Below are 26864 nucleotides of genomic sequence, written 5' to 3'. Positions count from 1 at the left end.
ATATCATTCCTCATTCTTTCTTTTCCAGGCTCTTCTGATATCGAAGCTGCTCTAAATAAACGAGCAAAACAGATATATCTGCCGGTGACACACCGGATATTCTGGATGCCTGTCCAATGGACATTGGCTTATACAGATTCAATTTCTGGATGGCCTCTCTTCTAAGCCCCTTTACCGTGGAATAATCAAATTCCACATCAAGCTTTTTATTCTCCAGCTTTTTATACTGGTTTACCTGCTGTCTCTGCCTGCGGATATATCCATCGTATTTAATATTAATATTGACCTGTTCCATCACCCCTTCAGAAAGAGTGGGCCTGTCTTTATCTATTTTAGTTAACATAACATAGTCAAGCTCTGGTCTTCTCACCAGCTCAGCCAGGGTTGTACCGGTTTTTAAAGGAGTGCTCCCGTTTTCTTCCAGGAATTCCTGCACTTCTCTGGATGCTCCTATATTTGCAGCTTCCAAACGACTGATTTCTTCCTCAATCATCCGTTCCTTTAAAAGCAGATTTTCGTACTGCTCCTCGCTGATCAATCCAATGTCATGGCCGATCTTCATCAGACGGATATCTGCATTGTCCTGACGCAGCAACAGCCTGTATTCAGCCCGTGAAGTCATCATGCGATATGGCTCATGATTTTCTTTTGTAACAAGATCATCGATCAGAACGCCGATATAAGCCTGGGAACGGTCCAGTACGATCTGTTCTCTTCCCAGTATCTTCATTGCCGCATTTACACCGGCCATAAAGCCCTGGACTGCCGCTTCTTCATAACCGGAGCTTCCGTTGAACTGGCCGCCGCAAAACAACCCGCTGATCGGCAGGGTTTCCAGGGTGGACTTAAGCTGGATGGAATTGATGCAGTCGTATTCAATTGCATAAGCATTCCTGACTATTTTCACCTTCTCAAGACCCGGAACCGTCCGGTACATGGCATATTGCACATCCTCCGGCAGAGAGCTTGACATACCGGCTAAGTACATTTCATTGGTATAAAGGCCCTCCGGCTCAACAAAGACCTGATGACGGTCCTTATCCGGAAATTTTACCACCTTGTCCTCAATGGATGGGCAGTATCTTGGCCCGGTGCCTTCAATGGCCCCTGAATATAAGGGAGAACGGTCTAAGTTTTCCCGAATGATCTCGTGGGTCTTTTCATTGGTATAAGTAAGCCAGCAGGAAATCTGCTCCTTTTCCAAAACTTCCCTATCCGTGGAAAAGGAAAAGGGCACCACTTTCTCATCCCCGAACTGCTCTTCCATCCTGGAAAAATCAATGCTTCTCTTATCCACTCTGGCAGGAGTCCCCGTCTTAAAGCGCAGCATTTCGATTCCATGCTCCTTTAGGGAATCAGTCAGATGATTGGCTGCCTTAAGGCCGTTAGGGCCTGTATATTCGCTTACATCGCCGTAAATGCACCTTGCCTTTAAATAGGTTCCCGTAGCCAATACTGCCGCCTTGCAGCGGTAAACTGCCCCGGAAAGGGTCTTAACACCTGTAAGGGTTCCATCCTCTACAATGATTTCCGTAACCTCTGCCTGTCTTATGGTCAAATGCTCCGTATTTTCCAGGGTCATTCTCATGGCTCTGGAATACTCCTGCTTGTCTGCCTGAGCCCTTAAGGAATGGACTGCCGGTCCTTTTGACTGATTTAACATTTTGGACTGGATAAAGGTTTTATCTATAATTTTGCCCATTTCACCGCCTAAAGCATCCAGCTCCCTAACCAGATGGCCTTTGGAGCTGCCGCCGATATTAGGATTACAGGGCATCAGCGCAATACTGTCCACACTGACTGTAAACATAATTGTCTCAAGGCCCAGCCTTGCTGAGGCCAGGGCCGCCTCACAGCCGGCATGGCCTGCACCGACTATGACAACATCATAAAATTCTTCTAAATGCTGCATTTCATTCTCCTTTCCTATCACTCCCCATTAAAATTCCTTATTTACCCATACAGAACTTACGGAATATCTCATGCACCAGATCATCCCCAACCGATTCTCCCAGGATGGTCCCTAACTGCTCATAAGCATCCATTAAATCAATGGAATAAAAATCCTCCGGCATTCCTTCTTTCACACTGTCTTCCACCATAGAAAGGCTCTTAAGAGCCTCCAAAAGGGCATTCTTATGCCTTACATTTGTGATGTAAACCTGATCATTAAAATCAATTTCACCCTGATAGAACATGGCCTTTATCTCATCCTCCAGGTTCCCGATCCCAATACCTTCCTTTGCGGAAATGGGAATTACCTGGTGTCCGGTTTTCTTTTTAAGCATATCCTCTGTAACAACAGGAATAAGATCCGTCTTATTTAAGAGTACCACTGCCTTCCGGTTCTCAATGAATTCTAAAATCTCCTCATCATTTTCATCAAGGGGGCAGGACCCATCCACCACATAGATAATTAAGTCCGCTTCCTGGGCCGCATTTCTTGCCTTCTCAACACCAATCCTTTCGACCACATCCTCTGTATCCCGGATTCCTGCCGTATCAATGATATTAAGGCTTAAGTCCTCCAGCCTGATCTGCTCCTTTAAGGTATCCCTGGTGGTTCCTGCAATATCCGTAACAATTGCCCGCTCCTCTCCCACCAGAACATTTAAAAGGGAAGATTTTCCTGCATTGGGCTTTCCTAATATAACAGTCTCAATGCCTTCTGAAAGAACTCTTCCATTATCCGCAGACTTAATAAGAAGATTCAGTTCCTCTTTTAAAGGCTTAATTGCCTCCAAAAGAAGCTCCTGATACCCATCCAGGGAAATGTGTTCCGGATCATCAAGAGCTGATTCAATAAAAGCGATATGATAAATAATTTTATCCCTCATATCCTTTATTTTCCTGGAAACAGCTCCCTCCAGCTGGCTGACAGAAGACTTTAAGGCATAATTATTTTTGGCATTAATCACATCAATAACAGCCTCAGCCTGGGATAAATCCACCCTGCCGTTTAAAAATGCCCTTTTCGTAAATTCTCCAGGCTCCGCAGGACTGGCACCGTACTTTAACACAGTCTCCAGAATTCTTTTCGTTACAAGAACTCCTCCATGGCAGTCAATCTCAACCGTATCCTCTGCCGTATAGCTTCTTGGCCCTCTCATGATCAGAACCAGAACCTCATCAATGACCTCATCCCCGTCACAAATATAGCCGTAATGGATGGTATGAGATGGCTCATTAGAAAGCTTTTTCTCCCCTTTTCCCTTACCCTTAAAAATCTTATCTATAATCTGAAATGACTCCTCGCCGCTGATCCTTACAATTCCGATACCGGAACTGGACATGGCTGTGGCGATGGCCGCTATTGTATTCATCTTCATATTCAATCACCTGAATAAACACCTGTTTAAGAAAAGGGGCGAGGGTGCCTTCCGACAGCCTCAACCCCTCATAGTTATTTGTCTATTTATCTCTTTCCTGATTCCGGTCCTTTTTTGAATAATCCTTCTTTAAGGAAATAACAACGTGTCTGAATGGTTCCTCTCCCTCACTTCTTGTTATAACAAACTTGTCATTTTGAAGTGCGGAATGAATTATCCTTCTTTCATAAGGATTCATCGGTTCCAGAGAAACAGAACGTCTTGTGCGCTTCACTTTGTAAGCAATGTTCTTTGCAAGAGTTTCCAGAGTTTCTTTTCTCCGCTCCCTGTAATTTTCCGTATCAAGCTTTACCCTGATATAATCTTCATTTTCCTTATTTATAACAAGGCTTACCAGATATTGCAGGGAATCCAGGGTCTGTCCTCTTTTTCCAATTAAAATTCCCATGTCATCTCCTGACATGTTAATGGAAAGTTCTTTTTCCTTTTCATGGTAAGAAGCTTCCATATGGACACCTAAATCCATAGCGCCGAACATATCGGAAAGAAAGGCCATAGCCTTGTCTTCCATGGTTTCTTTCTTTTTTGCACGGATGACAGCCGGCTTTGAACCGATAAATCCCAGAATACCATTACTGCCTTTATCAACAATCTCGTACTCCAGCTTATCACTGGTTGTCCCTAATTCGATTAATGCCTTTGTAATCGCTTCATCAACGGTTTTTGCTGAAACTGTAATCATATCCATAGGTCACCCTCCTATTTATTGTGCTTTTCGTTGTACTTCTCGACCATCCTCGCCTTTGACGCAATGCTGCCCGGATTTGAAGATCCGCTGTTATAATAATCGCTGGAGGCCTTAACCTGTTCTTTTGTTTTCTCAGCCTTGGCATTAATCTCAGCTTCCTCTTTTTCATTGGCCGCCTGAAGATTTTTCAAGCTGGCTGTAGCATTCTGGGCAACGCGCTGAGGAGGAAGTCCTTTCTTCACACGTTTTTTATTAGCCTTTTCAACATTCTTCTTAATCATATCATCCATGTCAATCCGGTTCAAATAACGGTTTACCGCAACCTGCTGGATGATCTGGAACACGCTGGAGGCAATCCAGTAAATACCGATACCGGATGCAAAGGTGAAGCAGAAAAATACTGACATAAGCGGCATGACTGTATTCATGCTCTTCATGGACTGAGCCATGGCATTGTTTTCATCATTCCCATTTTTAGGCTGGTTTACTGTCATGAGCCTTGCACTGAACCACTGGCTTAAACCTGCCAGAATCGGAATGAGAATGGCAAGACTGAAATGGAACCCCCCTCCTGGCGGAAACAGTACGCTGGATGGCGTAGAAGCCAGGTTGATTCCAAAGAAGGAATTCATATGGGAAATCTGTGCTGCATTGGTTGCAATGGTATCCTTAATGGAAGGAAATAATCCCTGTAAAGAATTCCACTGGCTTGGATTTAACTGATATAAGAAATCTACCATTCCATTGCTGGTTGTAAGACTTCCGATTCTTGATATATTAACTTTATTATCTGTAGCAAACTGTGTCAACATCCCAACATGATCCACTCCAAGGGAATTGATGGATGTCACCACATTTTCAAATACCGCTTTCACGCTCTGTACATAAGCAGGAATATGATAAATAACCTGATACAAGGCAAACAAAATGGGCATCTGGATGACAAGCTGTACACAGCCTCCTGTCATGGAAGTTCCATATTTCTCATAAACCGCCTGAACCTCCACGTTCTGTTTTCTCATAGATTCCTGGTCGGTCTTTCCTTTATACTTTGCCTGAATCGCCGAAATTTCCGGCTGCATAACACTCATAAGCTTTGAAGATTTCTGCTGTTTTAAGGTCAGCGGAAACATAAGAAGCTTTGTTACAAGAGTAAATAAAATAATACATAAACCAATATTCTGGATACCAAATGTACTGGTCAGCTTAAAAAGCCAATCCATTATTACACCCAGAACGGTCGCAAACGGCCCCAAGATGCCTCCTACCTTAGTCAATACTAAGAATTCCAATGAACTACCTCCTCATCTGTTACGGAACTGGATCATAACCGCCTTTTGCAAATGGATTACACCGAAGTATCCTCTTGCAAGCCAAAAATGTACCTTTTAACACACCATACTTTTTAAGTGCTTCAATGGCGTATTGAGAGCACGTAGGCGTGTAAATGCAGTGAGTTCTTATTTTCAGAGGAGATAAATACTTCTGGTATCCTCTGATCAACAAAATCATGATTTTTTTTACCATAAGATCACTTCGATTCTTTTTTTAAAATGTTATGAAGTCCGCACAAGTGCAGATATGCACTTTCGATTGTTTTGTAATTTTCTTCCTTTGCCGCTGATCTTACAACGACTACGATGTCTAATCCTGCCTCTACCATTTCCTCATGAAGCCTGAAGCTCTCTCTGATTAATCTGGTTATATGATGTCTTACAACGCTGTTTCCTACTTTCTTGCTGACGGATATGCCGATTCTGGTTTCAGGCCTGTCCGTTTTCCTGACATACATTACAAGAAGTCTGTTGGCAAGGGACTTTCCGTTTTGATAAACCTCTTGAAAATCCCGGCTTTTCTTAATTGAATTAAAATGTTTCATGAAACGTTTTCCTTTTTTCCTGTTTCCCAGGAATTTGAGAAAAGAAAAGGCCACAATTACTTGCGGCCTGGTCCATTAAGCTGATAATTTTGCTCTTCCCTTTGCTCTTCTGGCAGCTAAAACTTTTCTGCCGCCTGGAGTGCTCATTCTGGCTCTAAAACCATGAACTTTAGATCTCTGTCTCTTTTTTGGCTGAAACGTCATCTTCATAATCTACGGACACCTCCTCTTGTTACAATAGCTTATCATAGGCAATATGATGAAACATATTGAGACTATTTTAATTAAACATCGTTTCAATTATATAGAACAAAAGGTGGTTAGTCAAGGGAAAAATGTATTTTTTTCTTTTAAAACCAGCCATCTCCCGGCGCTTTAGCGGGGCTTTCCAGATACTGGATTAAATGCATAACAAACATTCACTCCCATATACCGGGAAACTTTAAGAGCCATTTCTCCACAAAAATGATTTATACGTGGAGAAATGGCTCTGTTATTATCAGTAATTACCCTTTCATCGCCTTAAATAAGGCCTGTGTAACCGCCACCGTAAGTATTCCCGCCACAATGGCCTCCGGAATTCCGTTGATGCATATAATTCCTATAATAACGGAATAAATTCCTTCCGTCAGTCCTTTTGCTGCCTGTCCATATTCTTTTCCGAAAAATAAGTAAATCAGATTCATTACCAAAAGAGTATTGGTTAATGATCCGGCAACCCCTGCGGCTCCTAAAGCAATGGTCCTCTTTCCGCTTTTTTCGCCCAGAGCTTTTAACACTCCACGGAATACATAATAGGCTACGATTCCCACAAGAATTCTGGGAACCATACAAATAATCAGGCTTCCAATATTTCCGCCGTACTCTCCCACTTTAATAAAGGGAGAAAAAACAAAGGATGTAGGATTGGGCATATTGGTATTTTTCCACAAACTTGTCAGTCCGAATACCATTCCCAAAAATCCGCCATATTTTGGTCCAAGAATAATGGCTCCAATTATGACTGGAACGTGAATGATGGTGGCGTTCATAAATCCCAGAGGGATATACCCAAAGGGCGTAAACGCCATGATGACGATAATGGCAACAAATACAGCTGCCAATACCAGGCTACGGGTTTTGTTTTCAATATTCATTTTTTACCTCCTGTGCTACTGTTCTTTTAAATAAGATACAATGCATCTGGTTACACGTGCATTATATTATAGAAAGTTACTATCCGTCAATCTGCGTCAGTAAATTCACTCCCATTTTGTTAATTTACATAAACTTATCAACATTATGGGGATAACTTGTGGAAAACTCTATGGATATTATCTTGATAATTGCCGTTTTATTCACAGGCCTGTCCTTTAAGCCCAGATAAATTCCATACTCCCGGGATGTGAATAACATAACTTTCCAAATCTGCCTTTTTTGTGGACAACTATCTCTCTGGATGATTATCAACATATGATTCACATGCAATACACATCCTCTGCACACACTTATCCACAATTTTTTTCTATTATCATTGAAAATTGTTTCGAAATAGTATAGAATGAACTGTAGATTGGGTAAATGCGCATATTTGCATTTTTATAAACGTAGGAGACTTAGAATGTTAGAAAAGTTAAAGGAAAAATGGGATGAAATCTTATTGAATTTAAAAGAAGAACACGAAATTACGGACGTGTCTTTTAAAACATGGCTTCTTCCGCTGAAGGTTTATTCTGTAAACGGCGAAAAAGTCATCGTCACGGTACCGGATGTGGAATTCTTGGGATACATCCGCAAAAAATACGGGTTTCTTCTAAAGATTACCATAGAAGAAGTGACTGGATTTGAGTGCAGCGTCGATTTTGTCGTTGAAAACCAGATCCAAAAAGAGGCCGCAGCCGCACCTGCAGGCAACACTCTTATTACCAATACCATGAATCAGGTCAGCCAGTCTGCCATCATAACCGCAAATTTAAATCCGAAATACACCTTCGATACCTTTGTGGTAGGTGCCAACAACAACCTGGCTCATGCTGCCTCATTGGCTGTTGCGGAATCTCCAGGCGAAATCTATAACCCTCTGTTCATATACGGAGGCGTTGGTCTTGGAAAGACCCACTTAATGCATTCCATCGGTCATTTTATCTTAAAAAATAATCCGGCTGCAAAGGTCCTCTACGTGACCAGCGAGAAATTTACCAACGAGCTGATTGACGCGATCCGTAACAAAAATAACTTCTCTTCTACGGAATTCCGTGAGAAGTACCGCAACAATGACGTTCTGCTGATCGACGATATCCAGTTCATCATCGGTAAGGAAAGTACCCAGGAAGAATTCTTCCATACCTTCAATACCTTGTACGAAGCCAAAAAGCAGATCATCATTTCCTCTGATAAACCGCCAAAAGAAATCGAAACATTGGAGGAACGGCTCCGTTCCCGGTTTGAATGGGGCTTAACAGTGGACATACAGTCCCCTGATTATGAGACCAGGATGGCCATCCTCCGGAAAAAAGAGGAAATGGAAGGCTATAACATTGACAATGAAGTCATTAAATACATAGCAACCAACATAAAGTCCAACATCCGGGAGCTGGAAGGCGCCCTGACTAAAATCGTAGCCCTCTCCCGCCTTGATAATAAGGAGATCACTGTAGAACTGGCTGAAGAAGCATTAAAGGATATCATCTCCCCCAACGATAAGCGGGAAATCACGCCGGAACTTGTCATACAGGTAGTTGCAGATCACTACGGCATTACTCCTCTTGATATTTCTTCCCAGAAACGGAACAAGGAAATTGTTTATCCGCGTCAGATTGTCATGTATCTCTGCCGCGAAATGGTTGGAACCCCCTTGCAGATGATCGGAAAATACTTAGGAGGAAGGGACCATACCACCATCATCCATGGCATAGAAAAAATCACCACAAACATGACCAAAAACGAATCTTTAAATAACACCATTGAAATTCTGAAAAAGAAAATCAATCCACAATAAGGTGTGTATTAGATGTTAATCTTCTGTGGATAATCAAGGGCCTAAAACTGTTTCTCATCTACATGTGGATAACCTCATAGTTTTCCTTAGATTTTGTGGACGTTATTCACATCGTTATGAACATGGAAACATCTGCCTTTATATAGGTTATTAAGGCTTTTACACAAACCCACAGCCCCTACTACTACTACTACGGAATTTAACTATATCATCCATCTATTTATTGCAATTTCTAGAGCAAAGGAGTTATCAACAATTATGAAACTGACATTTAAACAGGATGAGATCCTAAACGGCATTAATATCGTACTGAAAGCAGTTCCCAGTAAAACAACTATGTCCATCCTGGAATGCATCTTCATCGATGCCAGCGGATCAGAGATCAAACTGACTGCCAATGACATGGAGCTGGGAATTGAAACTAAGGTAGAAGGAACCATCCTGGAGAGAGGAAAAATAGCTCTTGAGGCAAAACTGCTTTCAGAGATCGTAAGAAAACTCTCTTCTGCAGGAGATTCCCTTGTAACCATTGAAAGCGATGAGAAATTTACCACCACCATTTCCTGTGAAAACTCTGTATTCCATATCCAGGGACGGGATGGGGAGGAATTTGCTTATCTTCCGTATATTGAACGGGATCATTATATCTGCCTTTCCCAGTTCTCTTTAAAGGAAGTGATCCGCCAGACCATTTTTTCCATTGCCCCCAATGACAGCAATAAGATGATGACTGGAGAGCTTTTCCAGGTATCCGGGAACCAGTTAAAGGTGGTTTCTCTGGATGGCCACAGGATTTCTATCCGAAATATTGAATTAAAAGATACTTATCATGATATAAAAGTCATTGTTCCTGGCAAGACTCTAAATGAAGTCAGCAAGATCCTGGGCGGAGATAATGAAAAAGAAGTGCTTATTTTCTTCAGCACCAATCACATTTTATTCGAATTTGATGATACCATCGTTGTTTCCCGTTTAATAGAAGGTGAATATTTCCGGATTGACCAGATGCTTTCCAGCGATTATGAGACAAAGACCTCAGTCAATAAAAGAGAGCTTTTAGACTGTCTTGACCGGGCCACCATCCTGGTAAGGGAAAATGATAAGAAGCCCCTGATCATGAATATTGAAGATCAGGAAATGCAGCTTAAGATGAATTCCAGCTTTGGTTCCATGAATGCCCAGGTTCCGATTCATAAAACAGGAAGCGACATCATGATCGGCTTTAATCCAAAGTTTCTGATTGATGCTTTAAGGATCATTGATGACGAAGAAGTAACCCTTTATATGCTGAATCCCAAATCCCCTTGCTTTATCCGGGATGAAGAGGGAAAATATATTTACCTGATCCTTCCTGTCAACTTTAATGCGGCAGCGGTTTAAACTGTCCATGTCTGGTAAGGGAAATATGGGATTTGGAAAATAGAGAGGAAAATATGGAGACAATCAAGTTAAGGGATGAATACATCAAGCTGGGACAGGCTTTAAAGGCTTCCGGAATGGTGGGATCAGGAGTTGATGCCAAATTTGTCATTGAGGATGGACTTGTACGCGTCAACGGCCAGGTAGAATACCAGAGAGGAAAGAAATTAAGAGCCGGAGACGTAGTCACGTTTGAAGGTAATACCATCAAAATCGAGGAATAACACCATCCATGATAATTGAATCGATAGAGCTTAAGAATTACCGCAACTATGATGAATTACATATGGATTTTAGTCAGGGAACCAATATACTCTATGGGGACAATGCCCAGGGGAAAACAAATGTCTTAGAAGCAATCTATGTCTGTGCTACGACAAAATCCCACAGAGGGAGCAAGGATAAGGAAATCATACAGTTTGACAGGGATGAGTCGCATATCAAGCTAAACATCAGAAAGAAAGATATTCCATACCGGATTGACATGCATTTGAAGAAGAATAAAGCCAAAGGCGTGGCAGTAAACGGCGTTCCCATAAGGAAAGCCAGTGAATTGTTTGGAATAGTCAACGTTGTATTTTTTTCTCCGGAAGACTTAAATCTCATAAAAAACGGACCGGCCGAAAGGCGCCGGTTCGTTGATTTGGAATTATGTCAACTAAATAAGCTTTACGTCCATTCCCTTGTGCAGTATAATCGGATTGTGACGCAGCGCAATAAACTGTTAAAAGATATGGCTTTCCGGCCTGATTATGAGGAAACCCTGGACATATGGGATATGCAGCTGGTCCAATATGGAAAAGAAATGATGGGTTACCGGAAGGCATTTATAGAGCAGCTGGATGGTATCATCGGACCCATCCACGGGAATCTTTCCGGGGAAAAGGAAACTCTGCGCATCCTTTATGAGCCAAATGTAGAGGCGGATGCGTTTGAAGATGTCATAAGGCGAAGCAGGCAGCAGGATATCAAGCAGAAAACAACGCTTACCGGTCCCCACCGGGATGATTTAAGTTTCATCATCAACGGAATCGACATTCGCCGGTTCGGTTCCCAGGGGCAGCAAAGGACAGCGGCGTTGTCCTTAAAGCTTGCAGAAATAGAACTGGTAGAAAAAACAGTATATGATTATCCCATCCTTTTATTGGATGACGTATTATCAGAGCTGGACAGCAGCAGACAAAATCAATTACTTGCAGGAATCAATCATATACAGACCGTGATCACCTGTACGGGACTGGAAGAATTTGTAAGAAACCGGTTTCCAGTTGATAAGATATTCCGGGTGGTAAGCGGTACCGTAGGCAGTGAAAATTAATTCAGGAGGAAGCGTGCAAATATGAGTCAAGAATATGGTGCAGATCAAATCCAGATATTAGAGGGTCTTGAGGCAGTAAGAAAAAGACCTGGTATGTATATCGGCAGTACATCCACAAGGGGACTTCATCATCTGGTTTACGAGATCGTGGACAATGCGGTGGATGAGGCTCTGGCAGGATATTGCGACAGCATAGAGGTGATTGTCCATCCTGACAATTCCGTTACAGTTGTGGATGACGGGCGAGGGATCCCCGTAGGAATTCAGAAAAAGGCCGGGATACCGGCAGTAGAGGTGGCATTTACCATCCTTCATGCCGGCGGAAAGTTCGGCGGCGGGGGATATAAGGTTTCCGGCGGCCTTCACGGCGTGGGCGCTTCTGTTGTAAATGCTCTTTCCCAGTGGCTTGAGGTAGAAATCCGCCAGGATGGAAAGGTCTATAAACAGCGTTATGAAAAGGGAAAGACCATGTACCCCTTAAAGGTCATTGGAGACTGCGGTCCGGATGAGCATGGGACAAAGGTTACCTTCCTTCCCGATAAAGATATTTTTGAAGAAACGATCTTTGATTATGATACCTTAAAAATCCGTCTCCGTGAAACTGCATTTTTAACCAAAAACTTGAAGATTGTCCTGAAAGATGAGAGAGAAGAAAGCCATGAGCACGTGTTCCATTATGAAGGGGGCATCAAGGAATTTGTCACCTATTTAAACAAGGGAAAAACCTCTCTTTATGATCAGGTATTTTACTGTGAAGGAACAAAGGATGGTGTTTATGTTGAAGTAGCCATGCAGCACAACGATTCCTATACAGAAAATATTTACAGCTTTGTCAATAACATCAATACTCCGGAAGGAGGAACCCATCTGGCTGGCTTTAAGAGTGCCCTGACAACCACCTTAAATGATTATGCCAGAAAGAACAAGCTGTTAAAGGAAAATGAAACGAACCTATCCGGTGAGGACATCAGAGAAGGTCTGACAGCCATTATAAGCGTCAAGATTGAGGAGCCTCAGTTTGAGGGCCAGACAAAGCAGAAATTAGGAAACAGTGAGGCAAGAGGAGCGGTGGACAACCTCTTAAGAGAACAGTTCACTTATTATTTAGAGCAGAATCCAAGCCTTTCAAAAACCATCTGTGACAAATCCATCCTGGCCCAGCGGGCAAGAGCCGCAGCCAGAAAAGCCAGGGATTTAACCAGGAGAAAGACCGCCCTTGAGGGGATGGCCCTTCCTGGAAAGCTTGCAGACTGCTCCGACAAAAATCCGGAAAATTGCGAAATCTACATCGTAGAGGGAGACAGTGCCGGGGGCTCTGCCAAGACGGCCCGTTCCAGGAATACTCAGGCCATCCTTCCCCTGCGTGGAAAGATCCTTAACGTGGAGAAGGCAAGGCTTGACAAGATTTATGCCAATGCGGAAATAAAGGCAATGATTACCGCATTTGGATCAGGAATTCATGAAGACTTTGACTTAAGCAAATTAAGATATCATAAAATCATCATTATGACCGATGCCGACGTGGATGGTGCTCATATCAGCACCTTGCTGCTCACCTTTTTATACCGCTTCATGCCGGAGCTTATCCGGGAGGGCTATGTATATCTGGCACAGCCTCCTTTATACAAGGTGGAAAAAAATAAAAAGGTATGGTATGCCTACAGCGATGAAGAGCTTAATTCCATCCTGAAAGAAATCGGCCGTGACAACAACAATAAGATCCAGCGTTATAAAGGTCTTGGAGAGATGGACGCAGAACAGCTTTGGGAGACCACCATGGACCCGGAACGAAGAGTCCTTCTGCGTGTCGTCATGAATGAGGACACCACATCCGAAATGGATTTAACCTTTACCACCTTAATGGGCGATCAGGTAGAGCCAAGACGTGAATTTATCGAAGCCAACGCCAAATACGTACAGAATCTTGATGTTTAATTGGAGGAAATAAAATGGAACCAAATATCTTTGATAAAGTTCATGATGTGGACCTAAAAAAGACCATGGAAAAATCGTATATCGATTATGCCATGAGCGTCATTGTTTCCAGAGCCCTGCCTGATGTAAGAGACGGTTTAAAGCCGGTTCAGCGTAGAGTCCTGTATTCCATGATCGAACTCAACAACGGTCCGGATAAACCACACCGTAAATGTGCCCGTATCGTCGGTGATACCATGGGTAAATACCATCCCCATGGCGACAGCTCCATTTACGGAGCCCTGGTGAATCTGGCACAGGAGTGGTCTACCAGATATCCGTTGGTGGATGGCCATGGAAACTTCGGTTCCGTGGATGGAGACGGCGCGGCTGCCATGCGATATACGGAAGCCCGCTTAAGTAAGATTTCCATGGAGATGCTTGCGGATATCAACAAAGATACCGTTGATTTCAGCCCCAACTTTGATGAGACAGAGAGGGAACCGGATGTCCTTCCGGCCCGTTACCCCAATCTTTTGGTAAATGGTACCTCAGGCATTGCTGTTGGTATGGCTACCAACATCCCTCCTCACAACTTGAGAGAGGTCATCAATGCGGTCGTTCATATTATTGACAACCAGGTGGAAGAAAACAGAGAAACCACCATGGAGGAGATCCTTGAAATCATCAAAGGGCCTGACTTCCCAACCGGAGCAACCATCCTCGGAAAACGGGGAATTGAAGAAGCATACCGCACAGGAAGAGGAAAAATCCGTGTCAGGGGTGTCAGCGATATTGAGGCTATGGCAAACGGAAAAAGCCGGATTATTGTTACCGAGCTTCCATACATGGTTAATAAGGCCCGTCTCATTGAAAAAGTCGCAGAACTTGTAAAGGATAAGAAAATAGACGGTATTACCGACTTACGAGATGAGTCTGACCGTACCGGAATGAGAATCTGTATTGAGCTTCGCCGGGATGCCAATGCCAATGTAATACTTAATCAGTTGATCAAGCATACCCAGCTTCAGGATACCTTTGGCGTGATCATGCTTGCCCTTGTTAAAAACAGTTCCGGCGTTCTGGAGCCAAAGGTGTTAAACATCCTTCAGATGTTAAATTATTATCTGGATCATCAGAAGGAAGTAGTTACCAGAAGAATCCGTTACGATTTGAATAAGGCGGAAGAAAGAGCCCATATTTTGCAAGGCTTGCTCATTGCTTTAGATAATATTGACGAAGTCATCAGGATCATCCGCGGTTCGGCAAATGTCCAGACAGCCAAGGCAGAACTTATGAGCCGTTTCGGCTTAAGCGATGTCCAGTCCCAGGCAATTGTGGATATGCGTTTGAGAGCTCTTACCGGTCTGGAAAGAGAAAAGCTTGAGAACGAATTCAGGGAGCTGGAAGCCAGGATTGCAGAATTAAAAGCCATCCTTGCTGATGAGAAAAAGCTTTTAGCAGTGATCAAGGAGGAAATATCCATCATTTCTGCAAAGTATGGAGATGACAGAAGAACCTCCATCGGCTTTGATGAATACGATATGTCCATGGAAGACTTGATTCCTGATGAAAGCACCATAGTCGCCATGACGAAACTGGGATACATTAAGAGGATGTCGATTGACAACTTCAAGAACCAGAACCGGGGCGGCAGGGGAATCAAGGGAATGCAGACCATTGACCAGGATTACATCGAAGACCTGATGATGACAACAACCCATCATTACCTGATGTTCTTTACCAATACAGGCCGTGTTTACCGGTTAAAAACCTATATGATTCCGGAAGGAAGCAGAACCTCCAGAGGAACCGCAATTGTAAACCTTCTGCAGATGCTTCCAGGTGAGAGCATTACAGCTATCATCCCTATGAAGGAATACGACGATGATAAGTTCCTATTCATGGCAACCAAAAACGGAATGGTAAAGAAAACACCGATGATGGAATATGCCAATGTCCGTAAGAACGGTCTCCAAGCCATTGTCCTTCGGGAAAATGATGAACTGATTGAGGTTAAGGCAACCGACGATACAAAGGATATTTTCCTGGTAACGAAAAAGGGCCAGTGCATCCGGTTCCATGAAAAGGATGTCCGTATAACAGGCCGTGTATCCATGGGTGTTATCGGTATGAAGTTCAATGATGATGACCAGGTTATCGGCATGCAGATGGAATCCCAGGGACCAAAGCTTTTGATCGTATCTGCCAACGGTATGGGCAAACGTACCCCAATTGAAGAATTTACTCCTCAGAGGAGAGGCGGAAAGGGTGTTCTGTGCTATAAGATCACAGAAAAGACAGGAGATATTGTGGGAGCCAAGTTAGTTGAGGATGACCATGACCTCCTTCTGATCACAACGGAAGGCATCGTGATCCGTATTTCTGTCAATGATATCTCTGTTATAGGCAGGAACACTTCCGGAGTGAAGCTGATGAATATTGACCAGGAGTCTGATATCAGTGTTGCAAGCATTGCCAAGGTACGGGATGACGGCAGCAAGTCCGACGGTGAAGGCATGGAAGAACTGGATATGGAGGATGAAGAGATTCCTGAAGAGATCGCTGAAAATGAAGAAGCTCCTGAAGAAAAATAAAAAATTTTAACACCAATGATATGGTAATATATAATTTTTTATATTATAATATGTACTATCAATAATCAGCAGTAAAAGACTTTGAATGCAGCTATATTAACTTTACTGCATCCAAAGTCTTTTCTTTATTGAAATTTAGCAGGAAAATCCTGCATGGACGAACATGTCCTAAAAAAGGAGGAATACCAGCTTGGACAGTGACCCAGGCGCGGCGCAGATAGCCGCACAGATATTATTATTAATTGCTTTGACCTTAATGAATGCGTTCTTCGCAGGAGCAGAAATGGCTGTAGTATCAGTCAACAAAAACAGGATCCGAATGCTGGCTGACGGCGGAAATAAGAAGGCAGCCCTGATTCAAAAGCTTTCCGAGGATTCGACCGGTTTTCTTTCAACCATCCAGGTAGCCATAACCTTTGCCGGTTTCTTTTCCAGTGCATCGGCGGCAACAGGAATTTCACAGGTATTGGGAGGAAAGATGCTGGCTTTGGGAATCCCCTACAGCCGGAGTATTGCCATGGTGACAGTAACCATTATCCTGTCTTATTTTAACCTGGTCTTTGGAGAACTGGTTCCGAAACGGATTGCGCTGCAAAAGGCAGAATGGTTCAGCTTATTCGCTGTACGCCCTATTTACACCGTATCAAAAGCCATGGCTCCATTCATCAAGCTTCTTTCTATGTCAACCAATGGAATCTTAAAGCTTCTTGGTATGAAGTCAGATAATCTGGAGGAAGAAATTTCTGAGGAAGAAATCCGTTCCATGCTTCAGATGGGGCGGGAAAGCGGTGTGTTCAATAAAATCGAAGAGGATATGATCACTTCTATTTTTCTCTTTGATGATAAAAGAGCCAGAGAAATCATGACCCCCAGACAGGATATGGTGGCAGTGGATATCAAAAAGCCCATGGAGCTGGTCCTTAATGAGATATTGGACAGCAGACATTCCAGAATTCCGGTTTATGAAGAAGAGATTGATAATATTATCGGTATTTTGTCCATGAAGGACTTTATCATTGAAATGAATAAGTATGATCAGGCGGGTATCGATATCCGTACCATCATGCAGAAGCCTTATTTTATACCGGAAAATAAAAAGACAGATGATTTATTTCTGGAAATGAAAAAAAGTAAGACCAAAATGGCCATCCTGGTAGATGAATACGGAGGTGTTTCCGGTCTTATCACCATGGAGGATCTGATAGAAGAAATTGTAGGAGATATTCCGGATGAATATGATGATTGGGAGCCGGAACTGATAGAAGTAGAACCTAATGTCTATAAAGCGGCAGGAAGTATTTCCCTGTATGATTTAGATGAGGTGCTTCATGAGGAAATAGAAAGCTCCTGCGATACATTGTCAGGATATCTGATCGAAATACTTGGTTATATTCCAATGAAATCTCAGCTTCCATTGGAGCTGGAGGATGAAAAAAATCATTATTCCATTTCAGAAATGGATGATAAAGTAATAAAGAGTGCGATTGTCCGGATAAAGGATAAGTAATTTTAAAATACCCATAAAAAAGTTGTCCAGCTTAAAAAGCCAGGACAACTTTTTTTATGAGCGGCTGTGAAATCTGTACTAGAAGGTGACTTCCAGGTTATCGGTCAGCATTTGAATAAAGGTTTCATGGTCTTTGACCTGGATCAGTTTTTTAATCAATTCCCTGTCAGTGAGCATCATGGTAAGAGGCTCAAAAATTTCATTAAAAATGTACCGGTCATTCTTGTTAAAACACATCATGATTATTAAGGAAACGGGCTTTCCGTTCCATGAGACAGGTGAATCAGAAATTAATATGTTAAGCCCGGTTTTTTCTGCGTGCATTTTCATTGCATGGGGGATTGCAAAATCATAAAAAGCGGTGGAAGAAAGTTTTTCACGCATGTAGATATCTTCCCGGAATGTTTCGTTTACATAACCCATCCGGTGCATTTTACCAGCCATATATTCGATTGCATCCCTTTCTGTTTTTAAATCATTTCTTCTTTCAAAAAATTCAGGAATAATCAGAAGTTCCAGATAATTCTTAAAGGTCGCTTTTCTTTTATTGATTCTTACGGATGTAATTTTATTTCTGATCACAGAAATATCCTTATCCGTAAAAAACATTCCGATATGGACAATATCCATTCCATAATAGCCGTGAAGCGGTACCGTAGACATAATAAAATCACATTTAGGAACCTGTTCCAGTAAAGTATCATCCGTTATGATGTTGGTTATCAGCATCTCACAGGAGAAGTGCTGATTGATGGTATCTGTCAGACGTATATTTAAATCATAATAGTTCGGGCAGTATAAAACAGCAGTCACTTTTTTATTAAGGCTTTTTTGAGCTTCCAGAGTGCTCCCCAGGTGAAAGGTGATATATGCAATTTCATCGTCATTAATGATGATCCCTGTACGGTCTTTGATGATTCCGGATAAATATACGGAGACATCATAAATCAATGGACAGGAAGTTTTAATTTCTTCGGTTAAAGGATTTTTTGAAAATTGCTGGTTCTTTGATCTTTGAAGTAAATTTCTAATATGAATGGCAAACCGGATCAGGAATTCAGGTTCCGATAGATCAATATAGTAATAGGCATTGACTGACTGGATCATCTCCTCCACCAGGTCAAAGCATTCCTTGCCGATAAAGTCCTCTAAATTAGCAGTGGTTATGCTTTTATAATCAATGGTGGTGGCTCTGGAAATCAGCAGAAGAGCAAGTTCATATATTTCCGCTTCACTATATATGATATGAAAATGATCTTCCAATTCTTTCGTTACCTGGCTTGCCAGCTCATATTCGTGATGCCGTATCTGTACCAGCTCTTTCACATCCTGAGTATTGATATTGTGATTTTTGATTCTGTCAATGGCTATGGTGATGTGCAGAACAATATTGATCAGAGAATAGTCATTGACAAAATATTGGTATTTATCAAAAATATTCAGCAATGTATTTTTAATATATTCAATTTCAATATCAGGAAAAACATGCTGTATGGTTTTCAGGCTTACAAAGTTAATGTTGGATTCATCGTATAAAATAGAGCTTAGCAGACGGCGTTTGTTTTTTTCCAGTCCCTCAATGGACAAATTGTCCTTTTGGTTCACAAGCTTTAAATCAAACTGGTTCAGCTTCTTTTTTACAGCTCCCAGTTCATTTTTTAAAGTGGAGTAGCTGATGTATATGGTATCGCATAAATCGTATGCGTCAATGCCGGCTTCCTGTTTGATTAAAAGATTGATAATATAAACCATTCTTTCCTGAGAGGACTGGGGAATGTGAGTTCCGGAATCATTTAATATTTTTCTTCCGGCCTCCGCCTGGATCGAATACCCCTTCCTGGAAGAGCGGATGGTCTGAGGATGGTTGTCATTGATTTCTGAAATGTAATTTTTAATGCTGCGTTCCGATACCCCCATTTCAGCAGCTAAAGCAGAAGCAGTCATTTCGTTTGTATGCATCAACATAATACGAATTAATTTTAATAGTTTTGGCCCCATAGTAAAATCCTCCTTCTGTCTATTATAAGAGTATAGAAAGGATTATTCCACCAGACATTTGCACATGGAGGGTGCAAATGTCTGGTGGAATTATAAATAAAAAAAAGTCATAATGAATACATCAAATAAATCATGAAAACTAAAATATGTTTTCACCGTCTTTTTATGAGGGGATACAGACTGCTTCTCATAAACCATAGTATACAGATAAAGGAGGATTTTATTTATGTTAAATGTTTTACTTGTTTGCGGATCCGGTGCAAGTTCCGGGTTTATGGCAGCTAATATTAGAAAGGCAGTGGCCGCAAGAAAAGTGGAGATCAATGTAAAGGCCAGAGGGGAAAGTGAAATTGAGAACTATATTGATGAAATTGATGCTCTTATGGTAGGACCTCACCTGGCTTATATTCTGGATGAAATTGAAGAATATACAGGCGGAAAGGATGTGAAGGTTATCTTAATGAAGCCGGAATATTATTCTACATTAAATGGAGAAATGGCCCTGGATCATTTGCTTGGCGAAATGAGCTGAGGGAATAAGGAGGAGGAGAAAAATGAAACAGTTAATTCATTGGTTAGAGCACAGTTTTGCACCGAAAATGAATAAAATTAATAACAATGTCTGGGTTACGACCTTAAAAGATTCTATCATGCAGGTGCTCCCGTTTATTTTGTTAGGATCAATATTTTGTTTTTTAACTGTTCCGGGAGAAGTGTTCGGCTGGGACTGGTGGCCAAATTTCTGGACACCGTTTGGCTGGACAATGGGATTGTTGTCATTGTTCATTGCATTTTTAATACCATTTAATTTAATGGAAAAAAAGCGTCTGCGCAAGCAAAGGATCATTGCGGCGCTTACCGGTGTAGTAGCATTTTTAATTATTATTTCTCCCCAGGTGATCAAAGATGGTGTGCCAGGGTTTTCCCATGCATCTTTAGGCGCCGGAGGCATGTTTGTAGCGATTACCGCAGGTGTCTTCACGGGTTTTATAATGGGAATTTTCGGGAAGTTCTCATTTTTTAAAGAGGATTCTGTGATTCCGGATTTTGTCAGGGCATGGTTTGATTCCATGCTGCCGATTGGTATTGTTGTTTGTTCCCTCTGGGTTTTGGTAGATCTGCTTGGAATTGATCTTTATAATATTCTGCTGGCGTTATTTATGCCGATCTCCAATATAATGCAGACCCCATGGGGATTTGCCCTTGCCCTTTTTCTTGTTTGCTTTTTATATTCTATGGGAATTTCAAGCTGGGTTCTTACACCGGTTTATAAACCGGCAATGCTTATGGCTATTACTGCTAATGTAAGTATGGCAGCGGCCGGAACAGCTACCCATGAGACTTTGAATCTGGTCACTGATCCTACGGTATATTCTGCTTATCTATGGATCGGCGGAATCGGCTGTACATTGCCGTTGGTTATTATGCTCATATTTGCAAAAAGCAATAAATTAAGGGCATTGGGACGCGCCTGTTTAGCCCCTGCAATTTTTAATATTAATGAGCCGGTAGTATTCGGATGTATTGCATGGAATCCCATTATGATGATCCCTATGTGGCTGATTGGGATCGTACTTCCTACAGTAGTCTGGATTTTTACAAAGGTAATTCCATTTGCACCTATTCCAACAAGGGTTTTTGATATGTGGTATTGTCCATTCCCCATTTCCACATGGCTGACAACGGGAAGTATCAAAGGTATTATTTTAATGGCTGTATGTGCATTGCTTTCAACCGTAATATGGTATCCATTCTTCCGTATATATGACAGCCAGGAAGTAGAAGTTGAGAAAAAAGCAGCGGAAAAGAAGTAGAATAATAAGAAGGGTGATAAAAATGGATGAAAAAACACTAGAATCTGCAATGAGCATTATTATGAATGCGGGAGATGCACGCTTACTGTGCAAGGAAGCATTGACAGCCATTGCTGACCAGGATTTTATTTCGGCAAATGAAAAGATGAAGGAAGCACAGAAAAAGATTACAGAAGCACATCGGATCCAGACAGATGCCATCCAGGGAGAAACCAGAGGAGAAAAAGCAGAGTATTCATTGATTTTCGCCCATGCACAGGATACATTAATGACCATATACAGTGAAATCAATATTGCAAAACAAATGATCAAAATCTTTGAAAATTGGGAAAAGCGTTTGATACGCTTGGAAAATCAGGAATAAACCATTAAAATCAGAAAGGAAAGGAGAATATCATGAAGAAAGTACCAAAAGGCTTCCCATCAGATTTCATGTGGGGAGGTGCTGTGGCGGCAAATCAGCTGGAGGGAGCTTATGACCTGGATGGCAAGGGTCTTTGCCTGGCAGATATTAATGAGTTTCAAAAGGATCTTCCCATTGAAAAGCGTTCCAATGGGGAAATAACCAGAGCATATATAGAAGAAGCCTTAGAAAGCAGTGATAAAAAATTTCCCAAAAGGAGAGGCATTGATTTTTACCATACCTATCCTGAGGATTTAAAAATACTGGCTGATCTGGGACTAAAGACATTCAGAACTTCCATTAACTGGTCCAGAATCTTTCCAAAGGGAGATGATGGACAGCCAAATGAAAAAGGCCTTGAATTTTATGATAAGTTATTTGATGAGATCATTAAAAACGGCATGGAGCCAATGATCACCATTTCCCATTATGAAATGCCCCTTCATTTAACCACTGCATACCAGGGCTGGTATTCCAGAGAAACCATTGATTTTTTTGTAAAGTACTGCAAAACAGTATTTGACCGGTATTCCGGTAAGGTGAAGTACTGGATTATTGTCAATCAGATTAACTTAATTGGTCATGAGTCATTTAATCACCTTGGAATTGCAGAAGATACGGTTGATGACCTTCTTTCTGCAAAATATCAGGCAGTTCATCATGAGATGGTTGCATGTGCCAGGGCCACAAAATATGCCCATGAAAAATATCCTGAGATGCAGATTGGCATGATGCTGTGCGGCGGGCCGGAATATGCTGCTACATGTAAGTCCGAGGATGTGTTGGCTGCATTGAAGCATAATCAAATGGAGTATTTTTTTGCCGACGTATTGCTTCGGGGATATTATCCCGGCTATGCATTCCGTTTTTTTGAAGACTGGAATATTAAGCTTACATTTGAAGACGGAGATGAAGAGGATTTAAAAAATACGGCTGACTTTTTCTCTTTTTCTTATTATTATACTCAGATATGTTCAAAGGAAAGCTATGAGAAGGGGAATGAGGTATACAGGAATAAACAGCTGCCGGCAAATCCGTGGGGCTGGACCATTGATCCCATTGGACTCAGGATTTTATTAAATGAATTTTATGACAGATATCAAAAGCCTATTTATATAACTGAAAATGGAGTGGGATACTATGATGAAGTAGAAAATGGAGAAATCCATGATTCCTACAGAGTGGATTATCTCCGGGCACATATTGAACAGATGAAGGAAGCCATCCGGGACGGGGTAGATCTAAGAGGTTATTATGCATGGGGTCCTATTGATATTGTTTCCTGCTCTTCCAGCGAAATGAGCAAACGTTATGGTTTTATTTATGTAGATTATGACGATTATGGAAAGGGAACAGGAAAAAGAATCAAAAAGGACAGTTATGCATGGATGAAAAAAGTGATTGCATCGGGTGGTGAAGATCTGGCTTAACAGGAGGTGCTTTGTGAAGCAGTTTGAATTTGTAGTTCAGGATGCAATGGGAATTCATGCCAGGCCGGCAGGAGATCTGGCAGCAGCGGCCAGGAAATTTACCTGTCATCTCTTCTTAAAAAAAGAAAAAATGGAAGCTGATCTGAAAAATCCTCTGGCTATTATGAGATTAGCAGTCAGACAGGAAGAGGAGGTTACAATAACAGCTGCCGGAGATGATGAAAACCAGGCGATTGAGGAGCTGAAAGACATGATAGTAAAAATTGGATTATCCAAAAGCTGCTGAATTCCATGAAGTAAAGGAAGTCCGCTTGACATTGATCTGCCAAATTGATAAAATATAAACTGAAACTATATCAATTACAGATAAATGAGGTTCGATTTGCTTAACGGCTCATCGAACGGCTGATTTTCAAAGTCAGGTCGGTATTTCGTTTGACTTCATTTAGAAAACCATGCCTATGAAATAGGGGATTCGTATGACAAGTGAGTTTGCAGTAGCGGTTCATGGAGTAGTTTATTTAAACCAGAGGAAGACAACCATTTCCAGTGAAGAGCTGGCTTCCAATGTATGCACCAATCCTGCCCGGGTAAGAAAAGTGATGGCAAAATTAAAAAAGGCCGGAATCATCACAACAAAGGAAGGGCTGGAGGGCGGCTATCATTTTGCAAAAGATTCCTCTGAAGTAAATTTAAGAAGCATTTGTGATGCTTTGGATGTTACCTTTGTATCTTCTTCCTGGAAATCCGGAAATGTAGATACCCCCTGTATGATTGCTTCCGGAATGTCAGGGGTCATGGATGAAATTTATGGGGATTTAAATGAGCTTTGCAGAAGAAGAATGGAAGAAATCACGATAAAAGATATTCAGGAAAAGCTGATTCGGAATCGCCTCGATTCTAAGGCATGATTTTCTTAATGAAAGCAAACCAGCCGTTGGATGGATTTTAAGTGAACCGATTTTCCTTTAAATAAGGCCGGGAATGATAAATAAAGCATTCCCTGCCTTATTTTGTGTTTGAACTTGATTTCACAATAAGAATCATTTATGATGAAATAAAACAAAGGGACCTGCATATCTGGAGGAATATATGATCAGAACGGTTAGAATTGAAGAAATAACAAAGAACGTGAAAGAAATGTGCATAGAGGCCAATCATGTGCTGTCAAATGATATGGAAAGGGTATTTCTTAAGGCAGTGGATGAAGAATCCTCTCCCCTTGGCAGACAGGTGCTCTGTCAGTTGAAGGAAAACTTAAAAATTGCGGGGGAAGATATGATTCCTATCTGCCAGGATACAGGGATGGCAGTAATTTTTGTAAAGATAGGGCAGGACATACATATAGAAGGCGGCAATCTTACCGATGCAATTAATCAGGGAGTAAGAGAAGGATATGGGGAAGGCTATTTGAGAAAATCTGTTGTGGAGCCGGTGGAGCGTATAAATACAAAAGATAATACCCCTGCGGTCATCCATTATGAGGTTGTGAGCGGAGATAAGATTGATATTACAGTTGCTCCCAAAGGATTTGGAAGTGAAAACATGAGCCGCATATTCATGTTAAAGCCTGCGGATGGATTAGAAGGAATAAAGGATTCCATATTAACTGCCGTTAAGGAAGCCGGGCCAAATGCATGCCCACCTATGGTCGTTGGAGTGGGTATCGGCGGAACCTTTGAAAAATGTGCTCAGTTAGCCAAGCAGGCTTTGACCAGGGATATTGAGAAACGGTCCAGTGTTCCTTATATAAAGGAACTGGAATCAGAGATGCTTGAAAAAATCAACAAGCTTGGAATCGGACCCGGGGGTTTGGGAGGAAGGATTACTGCCCTGGCCGTAAACATTGAAACTTATCCGACCCACATAGCCGGAATGCCTGTAGCAGTTAATATATGCTGTCATGTAAACAGGCATGCACATAGAGTTATATAATGAGTGGAGCAAAGAATGGAGGAAACCATGGATCATCACATAAAAGTACGGATCAGCGGGGAAGATGCAAAAAGCTTGAGTGCAGGGGATTATGTTTATCTGACTGGGACTATTTATACTGCCCGGGATGCCGCTCATAAAAGAATGAAAGAAGCTTTGGACCAAAATGAAAGTCTTCCATTTGATATAAAAGGAAACATGATCTATTATATGGGCCCATCCCCGGCCAGGGAAGGACGCCCCATCGGTTCCGCAGGGCCGACCACGGCCAGCCGCATGGATAAGTACACGCCCCTTCTTCTTGATATGGGAATGGGGGGAATGATAGGAAAAGGAAAAAGAAGCAAAGAAGTCATCGAAGCTATCATAAGAAACGAGTCCGTTTACTTTGCTGCGGTGGGAGGGGCCGGAGCTCTTCTTTCAAAATGCATCCTTGCCTCTGAAGTAATTGCTTATGAGGATTTAGGAACAGAGGCCATAAGGCGTTTAGAAATCAAAGACTTTCCAGTGGTGGTTGTCATAGACAGCAAAGGAAACAATTTATATGAAACAGCCATAGAAAGATACAGGGAGGATTAAAGAAAAATGAATCGTATCTTTTATATGGTAATAAGAAATCTTTTTCGTGTCCCCGTATGGTTTTACCGTATATGGAGGATGGGACTTCCGAAAGATACCCACAGCGATGAGCAGCGCTATGATTACCTCCGCCATGTAGTGAAAACAGTAAACAGAACAGGACGTATTAAGGTAGAAGTTCAGGGGGTTGAGAATCTTCCTTCTGAAAATGGCTTTATCCTGTTTCCAAACCATCAGGGATTGTTTGATGTGCTGGCTCTTATGGAAGCCTGCCCCAGTCCTTTTAGCGTGGTAGTAAAAAAAGAAGCTGCCAGGCTTATATTAGTAAAACAGGTAATCAAAGCCCTTGATGGTTTTTCTATTGACCGTCAGGACATCAGGGCTTCTATGGAAATCATAACTAAGATGGCGGAAAAGGTAAAGATGGGAAAGAACTTTGTGATCTTCCCAGAGGGGACCCGCAGCCGTGAGGGAAATAAACTCCTGGCATTTAAGGGAGGAACCTTTAAAAGTGCTGTAAATGCCAAATGTCCCATTGTGCCGGTGGCACTGATCGACTGTTTTAAACCCTTTGATGAGAACTCTTCCAGAAAACAGACTGTGCAGGTTTGTTTCTTAAAGCCGGTTTATGCAGAGGATTATCAGAAGATGAAAACCATCCAGATTGCGGAAATGGTACACGACAAAATACAGGAAGAAATAAATCTAAAAATAGGTTGACAAGTCGAAATATATCTTGTATAATTGTCAATGCGTCTGGAAAAGATTTTCTTTGATAGACACATCATATGGAAGCTATGAACTACGGAGAAATACTCAAGAGGCCGAAGAGGCGCCCCTGCTAAGGGTGTAGGTCGGGCAACCGGCGCGAGGGTTCAAATCCCTCTTTCTCCGCTCATTTCCAAATGATTATTTTTTCCTTCTAGGCAGTAAAAAAAGTAGTTGACATGGTAATAAAGATGTGATACTATATACCAGCTGTCGAAAAACAGTGAAAAAAAGAAAATAAAAAAAGTG

25 protein-coding genes and 1 tRNA gene are annotated in these 26864 nt (G+C 41.8%); 17 read left to right on the top strand and 9 right to left on the bottom strand.

Annotated features, from left to right (window positions below; genetic code table 11):
* Nucleotides 1–10 precede the first annotated feature (10 nt).
* The 8 genes from mnmG to ABFV83_RS17035 all read right to left on the bottom strand — a co-directional run bounded on the left by mnmG (nucleotide 11) and on the right by ABFV83_RS17035 (nucleotide 7092).
* Entirely contained in the window at nucleotides 11–1912 is a 1902-nt protein-coding gene (gene mnmG / locus ABFV83_RS17070; RefSeq protein WP_349945505.1) for a tRNA uridine-5-carboxymethylaminomethyl(34) synthesis enzyme MnmG, read from the bottom strand.
* A gap of 37 nt (nucleotides 1913–1949) precedes the next feature.
* The gene (gene mnmE, locus ABFV83_RS17065; RefSeq protein ID WP_349945504.1) at nucleotides 1950–3329 is read right to left on the bottom strand and encodes a tRNA uridine-5-carboxymethylaminomethyl(34) synthesis GTPase MnmE; all 1380 of its coding nucleotides are present in this window, start codon (nucleotides 3327–3329) and stop codon (nucleotides 1950–1952) included.
* Between the two features lie 82 nt (nucleotides 3330–3411).
* The gene (jag, locus tag ABFV83_RS17060) at nucleotides 3412–4077 is read right to left on the bottom strand and encodes an RNA-binding cell elongation regulator Jag/EloR (protein ID WP_349945502.1); all 666 of its coding nucleotides are present in this window, start codon (nucleotides 4075–4077) and stop codon (nucleotides 3412–3414) included.
* Nucleotides 4078–4088: 11 nt separating this feature from the next.
* The gene (locus ABFV83_RS17055) at nucleotides 4089–5369 is read right to left on the bottom strand and encodes a YidC/Oxa1 family membrane protein insertase (protein WP_349945500.1); all 1281 of its coding nucleotides are present in this window, start codon (nucleotides 5367–5369) and stop codon (nucleotides 4089–4091) included.
* Nucleotides 5370–5388: 19 nt separating this feature from the next.
* Nucleotides 5389–5604 carry a membrane protein insertion efficiency factor YidD gene (yidD, locus tag ABFV83_RS17050; RefSeq protein WP_349945498.1) on the bottom strand — a complete coding sequence of 72 codons (216 nt, stop codon included), beginning with the start codon at nucleotides 5602–5604 and terminating at the stop codon, nucleotides 5389–5391.
* A gap of 4 nt (nucleotides 5605–5608) precedes the next feature.
* On the bottom strand, nucleotides 5609–5956 hold the full coding sequence (gene rnpA, locus ABFV83_RS17045) for a ribonuclease P protein component (protein WP_349945496.1): 348 nt from the start codon (nucleotides 5954–5956) through the stop codon (nucleotides 5609–5611).
* A gap of 75 nt (nucleotides 5957–6031) precedes the next feature.
* Nucleotides 6032–6166 carry a 50S ribosomal protein L34 gene (rpmH, locus tag ABFV83_RS17040; RefSeq protein ID WP_013274848.1) on the bottom strand — a complete coding sequence of 45 codons (135 nt, stop codon included), beginning with the start codon at nucleotides 6164–6166 and terminating at the stop codon, nucleotides 6032–6034.
* 296 nt (nucleotides 6167–6462) lie between these two features.
* Nucleotides 6463–7092 carry an ECF transporter S component gene (locus tag ABFV83_RS17035; protein WP_349945494.1) on the bottom strand — a complete coding sequence of 210 codons (630 nt, stop codon included), beginning with the start codon at nucleotides 7090–7092 and terminating at the stop codon, nucleotides 6463–6465.
* A 464-nt stretch (nucleotides 7093–7556) separates the two neighbouring features.
* Here ABFV83_RS17035 and dnaA point away from each other — a divergent pair, with 464 nt between their 5' ends.
* The 7 genes from dnaA (at nucleotide 7557) to ABFV83_RS17000 (ending at nucleotide 17688) form a co-directional block, all read left to right on the top strand.
* Entirely contained in the window at nucleotides 7557–8933 is a 1377-nt protein-coding gene (gene dnaA / locus ABFV83_RS17030; protein ID WP_349945492.1) for a chromosomal replication initiator protein DnaA, read from the top strand.
* Between the two features lie 258 nt (nucleotides 8934–9191).
* Nucleotides 9192–10313 carry a DNA polymerase III subunit beta gene (gene dnaN / locus ABFV83_RS17025; protein WP_349945490.1) on the top strand — a complete coding sequence of 374 codons (1122 nt, stop codon included), beginning with the start codon at nucleotides 9192–9194 and terminating at the stop codon, nucleotides 10311–10313.
* Nucleotides 10314–10366: 53 nt separating this feature from the next.
* The gene (locus tag ABFV83_RS17020; RefSeq protein WP_054741589.1) at nucleotides 10367–10576 is read left to right on the top strand and encodes an RNA-binding S4 domain-containing protein; all 210 of its coding nucleotides are present in this window, start codon (nucleotides 10367–10369) and stop codon (nucleotides 10574–10576) included.
* A gap of 8 nt (nucleotides 10577–10584) precedes the next feature.
* Nucleotides 10585–11670, top strand: coding sequence for a DNA replication/repair protein RecF (gene recF, locus ABFV83_RS17015; RefSeq protein ID WP_349945489.1), 1086 nt, complete (start codon nucleotides 10585–10587; stop codon nucleotides 11668–11670).
* Between the two features lie 21 nt (nucleotides 11671–11691).
* On the top strand, nucleotides 11692–13605 hold the full coding sequence (gyrB, locus tag ABFV83_RS17010) for a DNA topoisomerase (ATP-hydrolyzing) subunit B (RefSeq protein ID WP_349945487.1): 1914 nt from the start codon (nucleotides 11692–11694) through the stop codon (nucleotides 13603–13605).
* Nucleotides 13606–13619: 14 nt separating this feature from the next.
* Nucleotides 13620–16181, top strand: a complete 2562-nt coding sequence (gyrA, locus tag ABFV83_RS17005; protein WP_349945485.1) for a DNA gyrase subunit A — start codon at nucleotides 13620–13622, stop codon at nucleotides 16179–16181.
* Nucleotides 16182–16371: 190 nt separating this feature from the next.
* Nucleotides 16372–17688 carry a hemolysin family protein gene (locus ABFV83_RS17000; RefSeq protein WP_349945484.1) on the top strand — a complete coding sequence of 439 codons (1317 nt, stop codon included), beginning with the start codon at nucleotides 16372–16374 and terminating at the stop codon, nucleotides 17686–17688.
* A 78-nt stretch (nucleotides 17689–17766) separates the two neighbouring features.
* Here the strand turns inward: ABFV83_RS17000 and ABFV83_RS16995 are convergent, their stop codons facing one another.
* Complete coding sequence (locus ABFV83_RS16995) at nucleotides 17767–19686, bottom strand: BglG family transcription antiterminator (RefSeq protein WP_349945482.1); 1920 nt, start codon at nucleotides 19684–19686, stop codon at nucleotides 17767–17769.
* 226 nt (nucleotides 19687–19912) lie between these two features.
* Between ABFV83_RS16995 and ABFV83_RS16990 the strand changes: the two genes are divergently transcribed.
* The 10 genes from ABFV83_RS16990 to ABFV83_RS16945 all read left to right on the top strand — a co-directional run bounded on the left by ABFV83_RS16990 (nucleotide 19913) and on the right by ABFV83_RS16945 (nucleotide 26741).
* On the top strand, nucleotides 19913–20218 hold the full coding sequence (locus tag ABFV83_RS16990; RefSeq protein WP_054741478.1) for a PTS lactose transporter subunit IIB: 306 nt from the start codon (nucleotides 19913–19915) through the stop codon (nucleotides 20216–20218).
* A gap of 22 nt (nucleotides 20219–20240) precedes the next feature.
* Nucleotides 20241–21500 carry a PTS transporter subunit EIIC gene (locus ABFV83_RS16985; protein WP_349945480.1) on the top strand — a complete coding sequence of 420 codons (1260 nt, stop codon included), beginning with the start codon at nucleotides 20241–20243 and terminating at the stop codon, nucleotides 21498–21500.
* Between the two features lie 22 nt (nucleotides 21501–21522).
* Entirely contained in the window at nucleotides 21523–21864 is a 342-nt protein-coding gene (locus tag ABFV83_RS16980) for a PTS lactose/cellobiose transporter subunit IIA (RefSeq protein ID WP_349945478.1), read from the top strand.
* 32 nt (nucleotides 21865–21896) lie between these two features.
* Nucleotides 21897–23333 carry a glycoside hydrolase family 1 protein gene (locus tag ABFV83_RS16975; protein ID WP_349945477.1) on the top strand — a complete coding sequence of 479 codons (1437 nt, stop codon included), beginning with the start codon at nucleotides 21897–21899 and terminating at the stop codon, nucleotides 23331–23333.
* 13 nt (nucleotides 23334–23346) lie between these two features.
* On the top strand, nucleotides 23347–23619 hold the full coding sequence (locus ABFV83_RS16970; RefSeq protein ID WP_349945475.1) for an HPr family phosphocarrier protein: 273 nt from the start codon (nucleotides 23347–23349) through the stop codon (nucleotides 23617–23619).
* Nucleotides 23620–23812: 193 nt separating this feature from the next.
* Nucleotides 23813–24244, top strand: coding sequence for an Rrf2 family transcriptional regulator (locus ABFV83_RS16965; RefSeq protein WP_054741471.1), 432 nt, complete (start codon nucleotides 23813–23815; stop codon nucleotides 24242–24244).
* A gap of 181 nt (nucleotides 24245–24425) precedes the next feature.
* Nucleotides 24426–25268, top strand: coding sequence for a fumarate hydratase (locus ABFV83_RS16960; RefSeq protein ID WP_349945474.1), 843 nt, complete (start codon nucleotides 24426–24428; stop codon nucleotides 25266–25268).
* Nucleotides 25269–25295: 27 nt separating this feature from the next.
* Nucleotides 25296–25847 (top strand): Fe-S-containing hydro-lyase, encoded by a 552-nt coding sequence (locus ABFV83_RS16955; protein WP_349945472.1) that lies wholly within the window; start codon nucleotides 25296–25298, stop codon nucleotides 25845–25847.
* 6 nt (nucleotides 25848–25853) lie between these two features.
* Nucleotides 25854–26567 carry a lysophospholipid acyltransferase family protein gene (locus ABFV83_RS16950; protein ID WP_349945470.1) on the top strand — a complete coding sequence of 238 codons (714 nt, stop codon included), beginning with the start codon at nucleotides 25854–25856 and terminating at the stop codon, nucleotides 26565–26567.
* Between the two features lie 86 nt (nucleotides 26568–26653).
* Nucleotides 26654–26741: transfer RNA gene (locus ABFV83_RS16945), tRNA-Ser, on the top strand.
* The last annotated feature ends 123 nt before the right edge of the window (nucleotides 26742–26864 follow it).

The sequence above is a fragment of the Lacrimispora sp. BS-2 genome, from assembly GCF_040207125.1.
Lineage (GTDB): Bacteria > Bacillota > Clostridia > Lachnospirales > Lachnospiraceae > Lacrimispora.
The sequence above is the reverse complement of the archived record's forward strand: the minus strand, read 5'-3'. Positions and strand labels throughout refer to the sequence as shown.

What these genes read in the sequence shown, in the direction of transcription:
- mnmG (WP_349945505.1), bottom strand. Translation starts at nt 1,912, where the DNA reads ATGCAGCATTTAGAAGAATTTTATGATGTTGTCATAGTCGGTGCAGGC.
- mnmE (WP_349945504.1), bottom strand. Translation starts at nt 3,329, where the DNA reads ATGAAGATGAATACAATAGCGGCCATCGCCACAGCCATGTCCAGTTCC.
- jag (WP_349945502.1), bottom strand. Translation starts at nt 4,077, where the DNA reads ATGGATATGATTACAGTTTCAGCAAAAACCGTTGATGAAGCGATTACA.
- yidD (WP_349945498.1), bottom strand. Translation starts at nt 5,604, where the DNA reads ATGGTAAAAAAAATCATGATTTTGTTGATCAGAGGATACCAGAAGTAT.
- rnpA (WP_349945496.1), bottom strand. Translation starts at nt 5,956, where the DNA reads ATGAAACATTTTAATTCAATTAAGAAAAGCCGGGATTTTCAAGAGGTT.
- rpmH (WP_013274848.1), bottom strand. Translation starts at nt 6,166, where the DNA reads ATGAAGATGACGTTTCAGCCAAAAAAGAGACAGAGATCTAAAGTTCAT.
- ABFV83_RS17035 (WP_349945494.1), bottom strand. Translation starts at nt 7,092, where the DNA reads ATGAATATTGAAAACAAAACCCGTAGCCTGGTATTGGCAGCTGTATTT.
- dnaA (WP_349945492.1), top strand. Translation starts at nt 7,557, where the DNA reads ATGTTAGAAAAGTTAAAGGAAAAATGGGATGAAATCTTATTGAATTTA.
- dnaN (WP_349945490.1), top strand. Translation starts at nt 9,192, where the DNA reads ATGAAACTGACATTTAAACAGGATGAGATCCTAAACGGCATTAATATC.
- ABFV83_RS17020 (WP_054741589.1), top strand. Translation starts at nt 10,367, where the DNA reads ATGGAGACAATCAAGTTAAGGGATGAATACATCAAGCTGGGACAGGCT.
- recF (WP_349945489.1), top strand. Translation starts at nt 10,585, where the DNA reads ATGATAATTGAATCGATAGAGCTTAAGAATTACCGCAACTATGATGAA.
- gyrB (WP_349945487.1), top strand. Translation starts at nt 11,692, where the DNA reads ATGAGTCAAGAATATGGTGCAGATCAAATCCAGATATTAGAGGGTCTT.
- gyrA (WP_349945485.1), top strand. Translation starts at nt 13,620, where the DNA reads ATGGAACCAAATATCTTTGATAAAGTTCATGATGTGGACCTAAAAAAG.
- ABFV83_RS16995 (WP_349945482.1), bottom strand. Translation starts at nt 19,686, where the DNA reads ATGGGGCCAAAACTATTAAAATTAATTCGTATTATGTTGATGCATACA.
- ABFV83_RS16990 (WP_054741478.1), top strand. Translation starts at nt 19,913, where the DNA reads ATGTTAAATGTTTTACTTGTTTGCGGATCCGGTGCAAGTTCCGGGTTT.
- ABFV83_RS16985 (WP_349945480.1), top strand. Translation starts at nt 20,241, where the DNA reads ATGAAACAGTTAATTCATTGGTTAGAGCACAGTTTTGCACCGAAAATG.
- ABFV83_RS16980 (WP_349945478.1), top strand. Translation starts at nt 21,523, where the DNA reads ATGGATGAAAAAACACTAGAATCTGCAATGAGCATTATTATGAATGCG.
- ABFV83_RS16975 (WP_349945477.1), top strand. Translation starts at nt 21,897, where the DNA reads ATGAAGAAAGTACCAAAAGGCTTCCCATCAGATTTCATGTGGGGAGGT.
- ABFV83_RS16965 (WP_054741471.1), top strand. Translation starts at nt 23,813, where the DNA reads ATGACAAGTGAGTTTGCAGTAGCGGTTCATGGAGTAGTTTATTTAAAC.
- ABFV83_RS16960 (WP_349945474.1), top strand. Translation starts at nt 24,426, where the DNA reads ATGATCAGAACGGTTAGAATTGAAGAAATAACAAAGAACGTGAAAGAA.
- ABFV83_RS16955 (WP_349945472.1), top strand. Translation starts at nt 25,296, where the DNA reads ATGGATCATCACATAAAAGTACGGATCAGCGGGGAAGATGCAAAAAGC.
- ABFV83_RS16950 (WP_349945470.1), top strand. Translation starts at nt 25,854, where the DNA reads ATGAATCGTATCTTTTATATGGTAATAAGAAATCTTTTTCGTGTCCCC.